The sequence below is a fragment of the Shewanella hafniensis genome (assembly GCF_019655335.1).
Taxonomy (GTDB): Bacteria; Pseudomonadota; Gammaproteobacteria; order Enterobacterales; family Shewanellaceae; genus Shewanella; species Shewanella hafniensis.
Window position 1 is genome coordinate 1 of record NZ_BPFD01000035.1, and the last position, 15934, is coordinate 15934.

Consider the following 15934-nt stretch of genomic DNA (forward strand, 5'->3'; position numbering starts at 1 on the left):
AGACGTGAAGGCTTCAAGGTACATGCTCTGATGTTCTCTATAAGAAAAAGAGAGCATAAGATCATAATCGATACCGTTCGTCAAATTGGGTTCAAAACGGTTAAAATACATTCACGATCTCACCCTGCTTAGATAAGGGCGCGCACCTAATTCCCATAAGTGAGGGGTATACTTTTTTGATAGGAACCCAGGGTTTTTATTAGATGGCCATTTTAAATAACCTCCATGTGAAAAAAGATTGCTGACATCAATGTTGTTCCATATGCTTAATGATGATTTAGAGACAAAGTTTATAAAGTCAATTGTAAATCCATTACCTAAAACCACGCAAACTTTCTTATTTTTAGACATACAATTCTATTTCGCATCCAATTGAGACTTCGAGATAATAAAAGTTAATATATCAAGCTGGAAATTATTATACGATTATTGTGTGTAATTTAATAACCAGTTGCGATTGATATTACTACAAAAAAGCTAAAAAGCAAAAAAATACAATTAACTGTACTACCATTTAATTGGTTTCTAGTAGGCATTGAACTTGGAAGTTTGACCATAATACCAACATTGTTTACGGCAAAAATTTAACGAGCCACCTATTGTTAAATTTGCAAAGTGTATGCTTGTGAAAAGGCATACAGATAACTGAAGAGTTGGTGGGATTAAGCATTGGCATGGAAGTGACCGTTGACGGCATGGATGCCGTCGTCGAGCCCTCATGGATGAGTTCATGGCGTGTCACTGGAATGACAGTGCTTAATTATCAGCGATGTATTGGTTAAGTTTGTGAATGACTTAAACAAAAAGGCGCCTAAGCGCCTTTTCTATTTAAGTTTTGATAAAAACCAAAATCTGATTAAACAATCAGATCATACTCTTCCCGTAGGATCTTAATGATATCTGCCTTTGGATTCGCTGGCAGTGGAATCGCCGCGCCAGTCACTTTCTCGGCAACGCCAGTGTAAGTACGTGACACTTGCATCATGGCCTCAAGTGGCAGGTCATTGTCGCGGGCGAGGGCTTCACGCTCTGGCATTCTGTCTTTGTTGAGCAGCACATCAGGATCGGGGAAATGATTCAGCAAGAACTGGCGGAAACCTTCTTTAGAGTTTTCCAAAATCTTGCCATCGCGGTAGGCGCCGCCGTCCCATATACGTGATGAATCTGGGGTGCCGACTTCATCCATGTAAATCAGTTTTGAATTGCCATCTTTATCGGTGACATAGCCGAACTCAAATTTAGTGTCGACAAACACTTGGTCAAGTTTCGCCAGCGCGGCAGAAATCACTTTAAAGCCATCTTTTAACAGCTTCTCGTACAGGTCGATATCTGCAAGCTTTTCAAAGCCAAAGGCTTGGTAATTGGCTTCGATGTCGCTGCGGCTGATGTTCACGTCATCTTGGGCGGGCACGCCTGGGATGCCAGTTAAAATGCCTTTAGTCGATGGGGTGATTAACAGCTCAGGGAGCTTTTGATCTTTTTCTAAGCCTTCTGGCAGTGTGATGCCACAGAATACTCGCTCGCCTTTTGAGTAAGCGCGCCACATTGAGCCTGTGATGTACTGGCGGCAAATAGCTTCGACTTTAATAGGGCGAGCTTTTTGGACTATCCATACGAACGGGTGCGGGATATCCAAAATATGGCTGTCGGCTAGGCCGTTTTCGGCGAACAGTTTAAACCAATGGTTAGATATCGCGTTTAATGCTGCGCCTTTACCGGGAATGCCTTTGAGGCCGCCTTCACCGTGGAAGATACAGTCGAAGGCCGAGATACGGTCGCTGATCACCATGATGGCGAGCGGAGTATCTTCGGGGACGTTATAACCTTTAGTGGTAATTAAACGGCGGCTGTCGGCGTCGGTTAGCCAGTAAACGCTGCGAACCTTGCCGCTGTGGACTGGGCTGTCGGAGCGGATAGGCAAATCGTTATTGATGGCAAGTACGGAATCAGCAAGACTCATGACGAGTATTCCTTAGGATAGAGAGTGTAGGGATAAGGTTTTTATAAGTGTCGGTTTGCAGATGGACTATGGCGTTAGCAACAGCCAGATTTATTGCAACCGCTTTATTATTCGCGCGTGGCTTAGGGCGTAAAGCGTTCAGCCAGTTTGCGGGATTTGATGTTAAATCTTGAACAGCAAAAGGGGTATTTTCGGGCGGTGTTTGAATTGTGTCAGCAGGAGATAATGCAAGGGATGGAACAAACGCAGGGCAAGGTTGGCACCACAGTGAAAGTGGTCTGTTAAAGCGGGCTGGGCCCGTGCCATTTTGCTCGAAAATGCTAACCATTAATCCGAGAGAACCTTGTGCTAGACTGCCGCGAAAAAGTGGCGACATTTTACCTTTATTGACGAAATTTGCCACGGCTATTTGCATTGTTCTTTGCTGATGTGCGAGCTTATGACGTAGCTGCAGCCGACAAGACCATCAAGCCAAATATCCAATGGAGGGAAGTACACTGCGCGGGTGCTGCATTGGAATAGCGAAGATAGGCAGAATCATGAGGATATGGGGTTTCATCAGGGTTGGTCTAAGGCGACCGATCAGCTTGAGGAACTCGTCGCGACTCTCTAGCAGGCGCCCCTATCGGAGAGTCAACATTAGGTCGTACCTAGCCCAATTGCCCTGCATTATCATATTGTTGGGGATTGGGCAGGATTAGAGGTGTTATGTCATCACAGAAAGAAGTGCCACAGCTTACACAATCGCAGCTTGCGCCATCGCAACTCGTGCCATCGCAATTAGCCTCAAGTGCGGCTTTGCAGGGCAATAGTTTTTTATCAAAACAGTTCAATGGTTTGTCGGAATTAGCCCAAGAGCTACAGGGCATAGAGTTTGAGGATTGTTGCTTTCAAGATTGCCATTTTAGTGAGAGCACTTTCCGTAAGTGCAAGTTTATCGATTGCCGTTTTGTACGCTGCAACTTAAGTTTAGTGAAAGTGCCCCAGTGTCAGTTCAGTGGGGTGGAGTTTGAAGAATGTAAGTTAGTCGGTATCGATTGGACCCGCGCCGCGTGGTCACGTTTATCCTTTGCCGCGCCCTTTTCCTTTAAGCAATCCATCTTAAATGATTGCTCATTTTTAGGTTTGTCCCTCGATGAAATCATCATCGAAGAGTGCAAGGCCCACGATGTCGATTTTCGCGAGGGCAGTTTTAATCAAGCCAATTTCACCTACACGGATTTTAGTCATAGTCTGTTTGGCCGAACTCAATTATTGGAGGCGGATTTCAGCGAGGCATCCAATTACGATATCGACATTTTTAACAATAAAATCAAAGGCGCTAAGTTTAGCCGCGACGAAGCGATACGTCTGCTCAACTGCCTTGATATAGAGTTAATGGATTAATGCGATTGTAATCAGTTTGCGCCCGCTAGCGCGATGTTCTTATCCTGCTAGGGTTATCGCAATTGACTGAAATGTCAGTTTTCTTCTCAGCCGCCAGTATCCAAAGCTGGCGGCTTTTTTCTGCCCGTATTTTAAGACCTATTGATCTTATTCACGTATTTCAGCGTCAGTCTTAGGTTTTAGTTGCTGTAGATCACACCGAGCTTCCCCATGTGGTTTACCACAATACCCACCTACCTCTTTCGGGATAACAATCTCTGTGGATGAGCAGTGTATTCAGCGGATGCTGGTTTTGAAGATATAGCGGCGCTGTTTTTACGCTTTTATAACTAAAAAGTAATCAAATCAGTGAGCAAACCTCTGCTCGATGGCGCCACAAATGGCGACTGACGGGTGGGATGAGCGTGATGGAGGTAACCATGATTGAGCTTAATAGGCGAACCTTTTTAAAGGGAGCGGGAGCGAGCAGCGCCACCTGTGCGTTGGCCAGTCTGCTGCCGGGCAGCTTAGCGGCATTAGAGAATAAGCAGCTAAAGGGCATGGGCAAAGACATTGCCAGTATTTGTGAAATGTGTTCGACTCGCTGCCCGATTTCGGCTCGGGTGATTGAGGGCAAAAACGTCTTCATTAGTGGCAACAAGGCCGCTAAATCCTTTGGCGGTAAAGTGTGTGCCCGTGGCGGCGCAGGCCATAGTTTATTGTACGATCCACAGCGTATCGTTAAACCGTTAAAGCGGGTCGGTGAGCGCGGCGAAGGCAAATGGGCTGAGATCAGTTGGGATGAGGCTTATCAATTAATCGCCGAAAACCTCAATAAAATCAAAAAAGAACATGGCCCAGAGGCCGTGGCATTCTCGTCAAAATCTGGCTCACAAGAAAAGCATTTGTTTCACCTTGCGACCGCCTTTGGTAGTCCAAATACCTTTACCCACGCGTCGACTTGCCCTGGTGGTTATGAAATTGCCGCTAAGGCTATTTTTGGTACTAAGGTCAAACGTGATTTAAGTAATTCTAAATACATCATTAACTTCGGCCATAACCTGTACGAAGGCATCAATATGTCCGAAACCCGCGGCATGATGGCGGCGCAAATGGACAAAGGTGCCAAGCTGGTGGTGTTCGAGCCAAGATTCTCCGTCGTGGCCGATAAAGCCGATGAATGGTATGCCATTCGCCCCGGAACCGACGTGGCCGTCGCCTTGGCGTTATGCCATGTATTGATTGAAGATAATCTTTACGACAAGGCATTTGTCGCGCGCTATGTGGAAGGCTTCGAAGCCTTTGCCGCCGAAGTGAAAGCCTATACCCCTGAATGGGCCGAAACCATTTCCGATGTGCCTGCCAAAGACATTCGCCGCATCGCCCACGAATATGCCGCTAAAGCGCCCCATGCCGTGGTCGATTTTGGTCACAGAGCCACCTTTACCACCGAAGAGTTTGAGATGCGCCGCGCCCTGTACGCTGCCAACGTCTTGATTGGTAATATTGAGCGTAAGGGCGGGATTTATATCGGCCAGAAACCCGGTGATTACAACAAGCTTGCCGGTGAAGCAGTTGCGCCCGTATTGGCCAAACCTGGCGTGAAAGACATGCCAAAACCAGCAGCGAAACGTATCGATCAGGTGGAAGAACAGTACGCCATGATGTGGACATCGGGCGGCGTTTACCAAACTATTCTCGATGCCACGTTAAGCGCTGTTCCTTACCAGTTACACGGCTGGGTGATGTCACGCACTAACCCAATGCAAACCATGACAGACAGAGCGCGCGTTGTTGAAGCGATGAAAAAGCTCGACTTTATCGCCGTGTGTGATGTGTATATCAGCGAAACCGCCGCCTATGCGGACGTGATTTTACCTGAGTCAACTTATCTTGAACGTGATGAAGAAATTGCTGATAAGTCAGGTAAAAATCCGGCCTATTATGTGCGCCAACGGGTAGTTGAAACCTTAGGTGATACTAAGCCTTCTTGGCAGATCTTTAAGGATGTGGGTGTGGCTATGGGCCTTGGCGAGTTCTATCCATGGGAAAACATGGAAACCCTGCAAATGCTGCAGGTGAACCGCGACACTGACCTGCTGCGCCGTATCAAAGACGAAGGTTTTGTGAGCTTCGGTAAGCCAATTATGTTGTGCGAGCCTAAGATGGTTGCCGAGTTTATTAAGGCATACCCCAATGCGCGACCTGCCGATGAAGACGGCACTTACGCCAGTGCACTCACCTTTAAAACCCCGAGTGGCAAGATTGAACTCACTTCCGCGAAAGTCGAAGCCATGGCACCGGGCCGTGGGGTGATCAAGTTCCGCGAAGTGAATCTTAAAAAAGCAGATGAGCTGTACTTTATCCAAGGCAAAGTGGCGGTGCACACCAATGGCGCCACCCACAATGTGCCTATGCTCGCTAACCTGATGTCGGATAACGCTGTGTGGGTTCACCCCGTTACTGCGGGCAAATTAGGCATCAGCAATGGCGACCCAATCCGCCTCACCAGCAGTGTTGGCACAGAAGAAGGCCATGCCTTAGTCACGCCGGGCATTCGCCAAGATACTGTGTTTGCTTACATGGGCTTTGGTTCTAAAAACAAAGAGTTGGTCAGAGCAACGGGCAAAGGTATCCACTGCGGTAACTTACTGCCGCACGTTACTGCTCCTGTGTGTGGCATGACAGTGCACACCACGGGCGTCACGCTGGCAAAGCGCTAATCGGAGGCTTAAATGAATAAACGATATGTAATGGTGCACGACGAGAATAAGTGCATCGGCTGCCAAGCTTGTAACGTGGCGTGTCGCAGTGAAAATGGCGTACCCGAAGGCGTAACTCGTCTGCAAGTGCGTGTGGAAGGCCCCTTTGGTGAGATACCTAATCTGCATTTCAAATATCACAGGGTATCTTGCCAGCAATGTGAAGATGCACCTTGCGTTAAGGTGTGCCCAACAGGCGCGGCCTATGTGGGTGAAGACGGCATTGTCTCCATCCACGGCGACAAGTGTGTGGGTTGTATGTACTGCGTGGCGGCGTGCCCTTATAAAGTGCGCTTTATGAACCCAGAAACCAAAGTGGCTGACAAGTGTAACTTCTGTAAGGATACGCGTTTAGCACGGGGCGAAGAGCCAGCGTGTGTGACTGTGTGTCCAACCGATGCCTTAGTGTTTGGCGATGCTAACGATCCACAAAGTGAAGTGGCCACACTGCTCAACACTAAGATCACTTACCAAGATAAGACCCATTTAGGCACTAAACCTAGGGTATATCGCGTTCCTACCAAAAGAGGGGGGATTTGATTATGAACAATACTTGGGGCGACATGGCGCAATATGATCCTGTCACTTGGCACTGGGTCATCGCCGTTTACCTGTTTATGGCGGGGTTATCTGCGGGCAGTTTACTGATTGGCATTGGTTTACGCTGGGCGAATAAGGAACTCAACGCGGGAGCCGAAAGCAGCATTCTTAAGGCTGCGGCCATTATTGGGCCTGTGGCGATTAGCTTAGGTCTAGCTTGCTTAGTGTTTGATTTAACAAAGCCATTTCACTTCTGGCTGATTTTAATTCACTATAATTTCCAGTCTGTGATGGCAATCGGGGTGCTGGCGCTGCTGGCGTATTCACCCTTAGCCTTTGCGTACGCCATTATTGTGCTGCGGGATGACTTGCCAAAGTGGGGTTTGGGTTTCTTAACGCCTATCGCTAAGTTACTTATGCCATTTAGAAAGCTGATTGAAGTATTGTTGTTTGTCCTTGCCATTGGCGTAGGGGCTTACACTGGCTTCTTAATTTCGGCGATGAATGCCTATCCTATGCTCAACACTGCGGTACTGCCTGCGCTGTTTTTAGTATCGGGTCTATCGGCGGGCGCTGCGGCAAACGCGGTACTGGCGTTGCTGATGTTTAAGACTGACAGCCACGACAAAACCTTAGTGAAGATGCACGGTTTAGAATTGCCTGTGATGGCGATTGAAATTCTGTTCCTGTTCATGTTGTTCTGCGCCTTGTACTTCAAGGGCGGCGCGGCGGCTGCGGCCTTAGCATCGTTAACGTCTGGGTTATGGGCAAGCGTGTTCTGGATTGGTGTCGTGGGGATTGGTTTTGGGATTCCATTGCTGTTTATGCTGCTTCCCGCTGCGACTCGCCACACTAAGGGTGCAACGATTATGGTGGCCTGTGCCAGCTTAACCGGCGTGCTCGCGCTAAGACACTTTATTGTGTATGCGGGCCAAAGCTACTTAAGCTGAGTGTAAGCTGGCTTTACATATTGATAGATAAAGAAAAAGCACTGGCAATGTCAGTGCTTTTTTATTGTTTGAATTTTGAGAAGGTTTGCCAGTACAAGCAGGACGCTTATTGGGGTAATAATTCGATAACTGACTTCACCGTTAGCACTAAGGCGCTGATACTGCACAGGACTAGCGTCGCCATCTTTGTCTTCTCTTTATCGACACGGCCCACTAATCGTCCTGCGACTAAGTAACCTAAAATCACTGAGGGGAGCAGCATCAACGACAGCCACAGATGTTTTAATTCTAATAAGCCAGTGATCGCTAAAATGATCAGTGCAATCATGGAGCTAAAAATGAAGAAGGCCGACAGGGCAGCACGAAACTGCGAGGCATCTTTGCCTGCCAACAAAATCGCCATCGGTGGGCCACCAATCGCGGCGATATTGCCGAAGATCCCTGAAACCACGCCCGCACCGAAGAGGGTTTTCTTATTCACTGGCAGGCTGAATTTATACAGGCTGAGGATCACTGCGACAGTCACAATGGCGGCGATGGATAAACCGAGTATGGGTTGAGGCGCAAACAGCAACAGACTTGCGCCGATAAAACCGCCGGGCACGCGACCTAGGAGCGCATATTGCAAGCCATTGAATTCTAAGTGACCGCGTTCACGCACTAAGGTCAGCAGGGCGATGGAGAAACCCATAGCAATAACAGGCGCAGGTACAAGTTGTGGATCGACGATATACAGCAAAGGACTGGCGACAACCGCAAGCCCAAACCCAATAAGACTTTGGGTTAATGCGCCCAGAAACACGACCAGCGAGGCTAAGGCGAGTGTCTGTGGATCTATCATAGAAAACATAGGATTTCCTATATCCCAAACCAACTCAAGATGGTGAAATTTAAAGTTTGAAGTCGCTTGGGGATAAACAAAAAGGGATCGTTAACGATCCCTATTGATGAGCACTGTGATATGACTTTGAAAGCGACGAGTCGCTATTCCATGTCTTCCCACTCGATTCCCATTTGATCCATCAACAACTTGGCTTCGGCGGGAATGCTGTCTGGGTTGTCTTTTGACAGATCTTCATCGTTGGGCAATGGCTGGCCAGTGTAGGCGTGCAAAAATGCCTCACACAACAGCTCGCTGTTGGTGGCGTGACGCAAATTATTGACCTGACGACGAGTACGTTCGTCCGTGAGGACCTTAAGCACTTTGAGCGGAATAGACACAGTAATTTTTTTTACTTGTTCATTCTTCTTGCCATGTTCAGCATAGGGGCTGATGTATTCCCCATTCCATTCAGTCATTGACTCACCTGTTATAACGCTAAATTCGGGGCAGATTTTAAACCCTTACAAAGAACAGTCAAATTATTGCTACTATTTCTTTGTGATTGCAAACAGATTTCTTTATGTTCAGACGTCTAAACGTCTTCACGCCTATTGACGATGGCGTTGGGCTTAGGTACATTTAGACGTCCAGACATCTCTATCAGTCTATCGAATTTAGGAGTCCACCCATGGCAGAGCGTCAATTAGCCACACTGGCAGTGCGTCAGGGTATCGAAAGCGATACTCAATATGGCGCAGTTGTGCCACCGATTTATTTGTCGACTAATTACGCCTTCGATGGTCATAAAAATCCCCGCGAATTCGATTACAGTCGTTCAGGCAACCCAACGCGCTGCATTTTAGGCGAAGCATTAGCGCAATTAGAAAAGGGCGCCACTGGCATAGTGACGTGCACTGGCATGGCGGCCATCACCTTAGTGACTACTTTGCTCGGCCCCGATGACCTATTAGTTGTGCCCCATGATTGCTATGGTGGTTCCTACCGTTTATTTACCAACTTGGCGAAGAAAGGCCAGTTTAAGCTCATTGTGGCCGACCAAACCGACAGCCAAGCGTTAGCCGCCGCCATTGCGCAGAATCCTAAGATGGTGTGGCTCGAAACCCCATCGAACCCGTTATTGCGTGTGGTGGATATCGAAGCCATTGCTAAGGCGAGCCATGAGGTCGGCGCGCTGGTGGTGGTCGATAACACCTTTTTATCGCCGATATTGCAACAACCCCTATTGTTAGGCGCGGATATCGTTATCCACTCCACCACTAAATATATCAATGGTCACAGCGATGTGGTCGGCGGTGCAGTGGTCGCCAAAGACGCGCAAATCGGCGAAAGCTTACATTGGTGGTCGAACACTCTAGGCTTAACGGGGTCAGCCTTTGACAGTTATCTGACCCTGCGCGGCCTGCGTACCTTAGCGGTGCGTATTCGCGAGCATCAAGCCAATGCCCAGCGTATTATTGAGGTATTAACGCAAAGCCCTGTGGTGAGTAAAGTCTATTACCCAGGGCTTGCGGATCACCCAGGCCACGCCATTGCGGCCAAGCAACAACAGGGCTTTGGCGCTATGCTGAGTTTTGAACTCAAAGGCGGCGAGGCCGAAGTGGTGTCCTTTTTAGGTGCACTCAGCTTATTTAGCGTGGCGGAAAGTTTAGGTGGCGTCGAAAGTTTAGTGGCCGTGCCCGCAACTATGACCCACAGAGCCATGGAGCCGCAGGCGCGCTTCGAGGCTGGTATTAAGGACACCCTATTGCGTCTATCGGTGGGTATTGAAGATGCCGCCGATTTAGTTGCAGATATTCAAGCAGGATTAGCCGCCGTTGCGGCTTGTCAGTAGAGGAATAATAGATGGCACGTTGTCACTTACATAAATTTGGTGGCTCCAGTTTAGCGGATGCCGATTGTTATCGCCGAGTCGCCCATATCCTATTAACCCACGGTCATAGTGATGATCTCGTGGTGGTCTCTGCGGCGGGTAAAAGCACGAATTTCCTGTATAAATTATTAGCGCTGCGTGATGCGGGTCAGCTATGGCAAGAAGAATTACAAGTGCTGATCAGTTACCAACAGGGGTTGATTGAGCAGTTGTTGTCGAATGAACAAGCCCGCGATCTGCGTGAGCGTTTGGCCACTGATAAAGCGCAACTCATCAGCCTGTTGTCCTTAGACGAGCGCAACGAATACCAAATCAACCATGTGGTGAGCTTTGGCGAACGTTGGTCGGCACGTTTAATGGCGGCGCTACTGCGCGAATCTGGCGTGGCGGCAAGCCATGTGGATGCCTGTTCAATTTTAGTGGCCGATGAAGCCGCTGTGCCACAAATTCGGGTACAAGAATCCCGCGCTAAAGTACAAGCCCTATTAGCCGCGCATCCCAATGAACGCTTAGTGATCACTGGTTTTATCTGTGCTAACGAGCATGGCGATACCCTATTACTTGGCCGTAATGGTTCAGATTTTAGTGCCAGCCTGATTGCGAGTCTCGCTGATATCGAGCGCGTGACCATTTGGACCGATGTGGAAGGGGTGTTCAACGCCGATCCTAATAAAATCAACGATGCCAAGTTACTGAAAAGCATGTCACTTGCCGAAGCCGATCGCCTAGCGCGTTTAGGCTCGCCAGTATTGCATTCGCGCACTCTGCAGCCTTTGTTTAATACCGAAGTGAGTTTAGCGGTACGCTCAAGTTATGCATCCCACACTGACTTTACCTTAATCGCGCCCCACAGTTCGTCGGCGAGTGCACCTGTGGTGACTAACCTTAATGCAGTCGTGCTGTTCGGCTTTAAGCTTACGGGCGAATTAACTCGTTTATTAGATCTATTGATCGCCGCGGGTTTAACGCCATTGGCCCATTGGACCTCTGCCCACCAAAGGGTTGAGCTTGCCTATACCGCTGAAAATCAAAAACAAGTGCAAAGATTGCTCGATGCCGAGGCAGAAGCTTTAGGGATCAGCGATCAGCAGATCAATACCGATCTCGGCTTAGTCGCATTAGTCAGTGCCGATGCCGAGCATTATCGCCGCAGCTTCGCCCGTTTACTGAGCCGTGATGCTAAACCTTTGTTCAGTGGCGATTTAAGTTTAGTGACGTTAGTGCCCCAGTCGCAGGTGAATTTGTTAACCCAAAAGGTTCATCGTCGCTGCGCTGGGCCGCGTAAACGCATTGGTGTCCTGCTGCTCGGTGTGGGTAATATCGGTGAGGCTTGGGTCGATTTGTTTAAGTCGGTTTCATCATCATTGGACCATGAACTCGAAGCCAGTGTTGAGTTAGTCGGTTTAGTCAGTTCGAGTAAAGCTTTGATTAAATCCACAGGGATTAATCTTGCCGCGTGGCAGACTGAGTTTAATACCGAGGCAACACCTTGGCAGTACGAGCACTTGTTCGAGCAATTAGAACGGGTTAACTGCGATGAGCTGGTGGCCTTAGATATCAGTGCCAGTGCCAGTTTGACGCTGCAATATCCAGAGCTATTCGAGCGCGGTATTCATGTGGTGAGCGCGAATAAACTTGCGGGCTCGGGTCCACTGCCTTTCTACCGTGAGTTAAAGCAGCAACTGGGTAATCGTCGTTTATTTTGGCGCTATAACGCCAGTTGCGGCGCGGGCTTACCTATTCAACATGCGCTAAATGATCTGCGTAACAGCGGTGATAGCGTTGAAGCCGTGGGCGGGATTTTCTCTGGCACCCTGTGTTGGTTATTTGAAAAATACGATACCAGCAAGCCATTTTCAGAATTAGTGATTGAAGCCAGAGGCTTAGGTATTACTGAACCCGATCCCCGCGACGATCTGTCTGGTCGTGATATGCAGCGTAAGTTGCTTATTTTGGCTCGTGAAATTGGCCTTGAAATCGAGCTTGAAGATATTGAATTACGCTCGTTAGTGCCAGCCGATTTGGCCGATATTCCCTTAGATCAGTTTCTTGCCCGCATTGCCGAGTTAGATGCCGATCTACTGCAACAATATGGTGCGGCGGCGGAGCAAAATAAGGTGCTCAGATACGTAGCATCCTTAGACAACAGCGGCCCAGAGCTTAAAGCCGAAGTCGGTTTGCAATGGATTGATGCCCATCATCCCTACGCTAATTTGACCCCCGGCGATAACGTGTTTGTGATCCGCAGTGCCTTCTATCAAGGCAATCCGTTGATCATCCGTGGGCCGGGCGCCGGACGCGAAGTGACAGCGGCAGCGGTGCAGTCGGATCTGACGCAGATCTGTCGCGATCTGCTGCAGGAATAACGCGATATCAAGCTTCTTTAAGGACTCCTTCGAGTCCTTTTTTATTGGCTAGAATAAATCTATCGAATTAACCGAGATTAAATGCGGTTTATGGGCATTTTTTGGCTTGACTTACATCTCAGTTTCTCTAGCATATGGACATATAGACGTCCAAACGTCCATTTGAACGAATTCATACTAGCAAAGAGTAGCGCCAAGGGCGGTTGAGGAAATACACATGGCTTTTCATCACGCACAACATTCACAATCGCTGAACCAGAGTTTGTCTGAGCTTAATGGCGATATTAATGTTTCTTTTGAGTTTTTTCCGCCATCGACCCCCGAAATGGAACAAATCCTGTGGAACTCTATCCGTCGTTTAGAGCCGCTGAATCCTAAGTTTGTGTCTGTGACTTACGGTGCTAACTCAGGTGTGCGCGACCGCACCCATGGCGTGATTGAGCGTATTCAACAGGAAACCGACCTCGTTGCCGCGCCGCACTTAACCTTAGTGGATGCCAGTGATGAAGAGCTGTTAGAACTGGCTAAGCATTACTGGAAGTCGGGCATTCGTGACATAGTGGCACTGCGGGGTGATTTACCAGCAGGCAGCCCTAAGCCAACCCGTTTTGCGGCGGATTTAGTGCGTTTACTGCGCTCTGTGGCTGACTTTGATATTTCCGTTGCGGCCTATCCAGAAGTGCATCCCGATGCGAGTAATGCACAGGCGGATTTGATCAACCTTAAGCGTAAGATTGATGCGGGCGCTAGCCGTGCCATTACCCAGTTTTTCTTCGATGTGGAATCTTACCTGCGTTTTCGTGACCGCTGCGTTGCCGCCGGTATCGACGTTGAAATCGTTCCGGGCATCTTGCCTGTGACTAACTTTACTCAGTTAAAACGTTTTGCGGGCATGACCAATGTGTCGCTACCTAACTGGCTGCATAAGCAATTCGATGGTTTAGAAAACGATGCCGGTACACGCCAATTAGTGGGTGCAAACGTAGCGATTGATATGGTTAAGGTGTTGTCACGTGAAGGCGTGAAGGATTTCCACTTTTACACCCTAAACCGCGCCGAATTGACCTACGCGATTTGCCATACGTTAGGCGTGCGTCCTAAGTAAAACTTTATAAAATAAGCTAATAAAAACGCCGCAGAGAATGCGGCGTTTTGTTTTGTTTAAATTCTAAATTGAGCTAATAAAGTTGTTAAACGGACTGCGAGTTGGGCAAGCTCATCGCCAGCGCGTGCAGTTTGTACCGCACTATCTGTCGCATTAGTTGCAATGTCATTGATGTTATTAACATTCTTATTAATCTCTGCTGAAACCGCACACTGCTCATTTGCCGCGCTGGCGATTTGGATATTCATCTGGCTAATGGTGGAAACCGCATGGGTAATGGCTTCGAGTGCCTCACCTGCTTGGTGAACTTGGGATACACAGCTTTGGGTGGTGCGGGTGCTGGTTTCCATCGCATTGACTGTGGACTTAGCTTTATGCTGAAGCGCTTCGATCATCTGCTGAATTTCTGTCGTAGATGCTTGAGTGCGGCTCGCCAGAGTGCGTACTTCATCGGCAACGACTGCAAATCCTCGACCTTGTTCTCCCGCCCTTGCGGCTTCAATTGCCGCATTGAGTGCGAGTAAATTAGTTTGGTCGGCAATGTTACGGATAACCACAAGCACAGAATCGATTTCAGCGGTATTACGCTCTAATTCATTGATTGCACTTGCTGCTGTGGCTATTTCCTCGGCTAATATTGCGATAGTGGTTACCACTTTTTGTACAACTAATTTGCCTTGTTCGGTTGAGTCATTGGCATGATTGGCGGCATCGGCCGCATCGGTTGCGTTATGGGCAACTTCTTGTACCGTTGCGGCCATTTCATTCATTGCGGTGGCAACTTGATCTGTTTCGAGGTGTTGACGACTCGCCATCTTCTGGGTTTCCCGCGTAATGCTCGACATTTCTTCAGCAGAGGTTGCGAGTAAACTCGTGGCATCAGACACTTGAGTTACTGTGTGGTGGATTTTCTCCACAAAACGGTTAAATGCCTGCGCTAACTCGGCGATTTCATCTTTACTCGTTATGGTAATTCGACGGGTTAAATCGCCTTCGCCTTCGGCGATGTCATTCATGGCTTGGGTTGTTTCTGCTATTGGGCGGGTAATGCCCTTAGCAATAAACCAAGCAATGGCAGTGCCGATTAACATTGCAGCGAAACCGATGAGGATCAACTTGAGGCGAATATCCGCCATGACTTGCTCTGAATGGCTTCTGTCCATCGCAATATTCAGTACCCCAAAGACTTGTCCCGAGTAATCTTTTATGGCGTGGCGATACAAAGCGAAGGTTTTGCCCTCTAAGCTAATAGTGCGAATTACTTCATTGCCTTGCATCACGCTATTGAGTTCACTTATGGCCTGAATATCGGGCGTGAACGTGGCGCCAAATGCTTTAAAATCCGCACCATTAGGCAATAATAGTGCGATTTCAGCTTGATAAGCATCTTTGAAACTGTCGAAGAAAGGTTGTCCAAAGGACATACCAAATTCCACGGATCCTGTGTGTTGGCCTTGATAACCCATGGGCACTAAACCGCGAATGCCTAAACCTTCAACACCATATTCCAACCCGTTTAATGGCTGTTTTGTGGTGTTGGTTTCCACAATGGTTTTACGAATGGTAGTGAGATCATCACCGAATTTTTCGGGGCGATGTAATCGTAAAAAAGAGGTTGCCGGCGGCGTATGAAACTGAAATTGTTGTACGGCGAAATCTTGCTTAAGCTTGGCAAACAGCGGCAGAGTACGGTCTTTGAGTGCAGGGCGATCCCGTTCGGCGAAGTTACTTTGGATCTCTGGCGTCAGTGAAACTATCGTTGCCATTGCCTGTGCGAGTTTACCGGATGAGGCTATGTTGGCTACCGCAGTTTCGTACAGTTTATGCAGTTCTCTTTGCTCAGATTCTTTCACCTGACTGCTGAATTCCGACAGGACTAGCAGCATGATAAAGCTCATCATGGCCAACAGTAATAGACATATCCCAACCACAATCCTCGTACTAATTTTTAAATTCACCAAAGCCAACCTCCCAGTTCACTTCATCAGTCTGATTTATCTTCTTAATATTATAGAGATACGGCTGATTATATTTGAGATGGCGCCAGCCTTTTGGATTATTTGTTTCCCCATGCGACATTTTTGCGCCATAGGACACAGAAAATTTTTTATATGAACACATTTACTTAGCCTGCTAACTAAGTATAATACTTAGCACGCTAACTAAGTGGGT

At 48.1% G+C, this 15934-nt stretch carries 13 protein-coding genes and 1 pseudogene; 9 read left to right on the plus strand and 5 right to left on the minus strand.

Annotation, left to right across the window (positions count from 1 at the left end; translation table 11 throughout):
* Positions 1–656: 656 nt before the first annotated feature.
* A complete protein-coding gene (locus K5Q99_RS22730) occupies positions 657–782 on the plus strand; it encodes a hypothetical protein (RefSeq protein WP_281422436.1) in 126 nt (41 codons plus the stop codon).
* Positions 783–856: 74 nt separating this feature from the next.
* Here K5Q99_RS22730 and K5Q99_RS11405 read toward each other — a convergent pair whose 3' ends face one another.
* Positions 857–1960, minus strand: coding sequence for a phosphoribosylaminoimidazolesuccinocarboxamide synthase (locus K5Q99_RS11405; RefSeq protein ID WP_220776929.1), 1104 nt, complete (start codon positions 1958–1960; stop codon positions 857–859).
* Positions 1947–2375, minus strand: a complete 429-nt coding sequence (locus K5Q99_RS11410) for a hypothetical protein (RefSeq protein WP_220776930.1) — start codon at positions 2373–2375, stop codon at positions 1947–1949. Before K5Q99_RS11410 ends, K5Q99_RS11405 begins: the two co-directional genes overlap by 14 nt.
* Before the next feature lie 75 nt (positions 2376–2450).
* Between K5Q99_RS11410 and K5Q99_RS11415 the strand changes: the two are divergent.
* The 5 genes and pseudogenes from K5Q99_RS11415 to nrfD all read left to right on the plus strand — a co-directional run.
* Positions 2451–2573: pseudogene (locus K5Q99_RS11415) on the plus strand (SRPBCC domain-containing protein); the annotation flags it as partial.
* A 95-nt stretch (positions 2574–2668) separates the two neighbouring features.
* Positions 2669–3346 (plus strand): pentapeptide repeat-containing protein, encoded by a 678-nt coding sequence (locus K5Q99_RS11420; RefSeq protein ID WP_220776931.1) that lies wholly within the window; start codon positions 2669–2671, stop codon positions 3344–3346.
* A gap of 419 nt (positions 3347–3765) precedes the next feature.
* A complete protein-coding gene (gene phsA, locus K5Q99_RS11425; protein ID WP_220776932.1) occupies positions 3766–6048 on the plus strand; it encodes a thiosulfate reductase PhsA in 2283 nt (760 codons plus the stop codon).
* A gap of 12 nt (positions 6049–6060) precedes the next feature.
* Positions 6061–6627: a 4Fe-4S dicluster domain-containing protein gene (locus tag K5Q99_RS11430; RefSeq protein WP_220776933.1), complete on the plus strand. Its 567-nt coding sequence runs from the start codon at positions 6061–6063 to the stop codon at positions 6625–6627.
* A 2-nt stretch (positions 6628–6629) separates the two neighbouring features.
* Positions 6630–7577 (plus strand): NrfD/PsrC family molybdoenzyme membrane anchor subunit, encoded by a 948-nt coding sequence (gene nrfD, locus K5Q99_RS11435; protein ID WP_220776934.1) that lies wholly within the window; start codon positions 6630–6632, stop codon positions 7575–7577.
* A 106-nt stretch (positions 7578–7683) separates the two neighbouring features.
* Here the strand turns inward: nrfD and K5Q99_RS11440 are convergent, their stop codons facing one another.
* A complete protein-coding gene (locus tag K5Q99_RS11440; RefSeq protein ID WP_113940051.1) occupies positions 7684–8427 on the minus strand; it encodes a sulfite exporter TauE/SafE family protein in 744 nt (247 codons plus the stop codon).
* A 134-nt stretch (positions 8428–8561) separates the two neighbouring features.
* Positions 8562–8876 (minus strand): met regulon transcriptional regulator MetJ, encoded by a 315-nt coding sequence (gene metJ / locus K5Q99_RS11445; RefSeq protein WP_105251319.1) that lies wholly within the window; start codon positions 8874–8876, stop codon positions 8562–8564.
* 212 nt (positions 8877–9088) lie between these two features.
* Between metJ and metB the strand changes: the two genes are divergently transcribed.
* The 3 genes from metB (at position 9089) to metF (ending at position 13762) form a co-directional block, all read left to right on the plus strand.
* A complete protein-coding gene (gene metB / locus K5Q99_RS11450) occupies positions 9089–10252 on the plus strand; it encodes a cystathionine gamma-synthase (RefSeq protein ID WP_220776935.1) in 1164 nt (387 codons plus the stop codon).
* A gap of 11 nt (positions 10253–10263) precedes the next feature.
* The gene (locus tag K5Q99_RS11455) at positions 10264–12657 is read left to right on the plus strand and encodes a bifunctional aspartate kinase/homoserine dehydrogenase II (protein WP_220776936.1); all 2394 of its coding nucleotides are present in this window, start codon (positions 10264–10266) and stop codon (positions 12655–12657) included.
* A 217-nt stretch (positions 12658–12874) separates the two neighbouring features.
* A complete protein-coding gene (gene metF, locus K5Q99_RS11460) occupies positions 12875–13762 on the plus strand; it encodes a methylenetetrahydrofolate reductase (RefSeq protein ID WP_173247104.1) in 888 nt (295 codons plus the stop codon).
* Positions 13763–13818: 56 nt separating this feature from the next.
* On the opposite strand, the gene K5Q99_RS11465 is transcribed toward metF, so the two are convergent.
* The gene (locus K5Q99_RS11465) at positions 13819–15720 is read right to left on the minus strand and encodes a methyl-accepting chemotaxis protein (protein WP_220776937.1); all 1902 of its coding nucleotides are present in this window, start codon (positions 15718–15720) and stop codon (positions 13819–13821) included.
* Positions 15721–15934: the final 214 nt, after the last annotated feature.

Excerpts from the sequence above, each read along its gene's own strand:
- phsA (WP_220776932.1), top strand. The coding sequence starts at position 3,766 with ATGATTGAGCTTAATAGGCGAACCTTTTTAAAGGGAGCGGGAGCGAGC.
- metJ (WP_105251319.1), bottom strand. The coding sequence starts at position 8,876 with ATGACTGAATGGAATGGGGAATACATCAGCCCCTATGCTGAACATGGC.
- metB (WP_220776935.1), top strand. The coding sequence starts at position 9,089 with ATGGCAGAGCGTCAATTAGCCACACTGGCAGTGCGTCAGGGTATCGAA.
- K5Q99_RS11420 (WP_220776931.1), top strand. The coding sequence starts at position 2,669 with ATGTCATCACAGAAAGAAGTGCCACAGCTTACACAATCGCAGCTTGCG.
- metF (WP_173247104.1), top strand. The coding sequence starts at position 12,875 with ATGGCTTTTCATCACGCACAACATTCACAATCGCTGAACCAGAGTTTG.
- K5Q99_RS11405 (WP_220776929.1), bottom strand. The coding sequence starts at position 1,960 with ATGAGTCTTGCTGATTCCGTACTTGCCATCAATAACGATTTGCCTATC.
- K5Q99_RS11430 (WP_220776933.1), top strand. The coding sequence starts at position 6,061 with ATGAATAAACGATATGTAATGGTGCACGACGAGAATAAGTGCATCGGC.
- K5Q99_RS11455 (WP_220776936.1), top strand. The coding sequence starts at position 10,264 with ATGGCACGTTGTCACTTACATAAATTTGGTGGCTCCAGTTTAGCGGAT.
- K5Q99_RS11440 (WP_113940051.1), bottom strand. The coding sequence starts at position 8,427 with ATGTTTTCTATGATAGATCCACAGACACTCGCCTTAGCCTCGCTGGTC.
- nrfD (WP_220776934.1), top strand. The coding sequence starts at position 6,630 with ATGAACAATACTTGGGGCGACATGGCGCAATATGATCCTGTCACTTGG.
- K5Q99_RS11410 (WP_220776930.1), bottom strand. The coding sequence starts at position 2,375 with ATGCAAATAGCCGTGGCAAATTTCGTCAATAAAGGTAAAATGTCGCCA.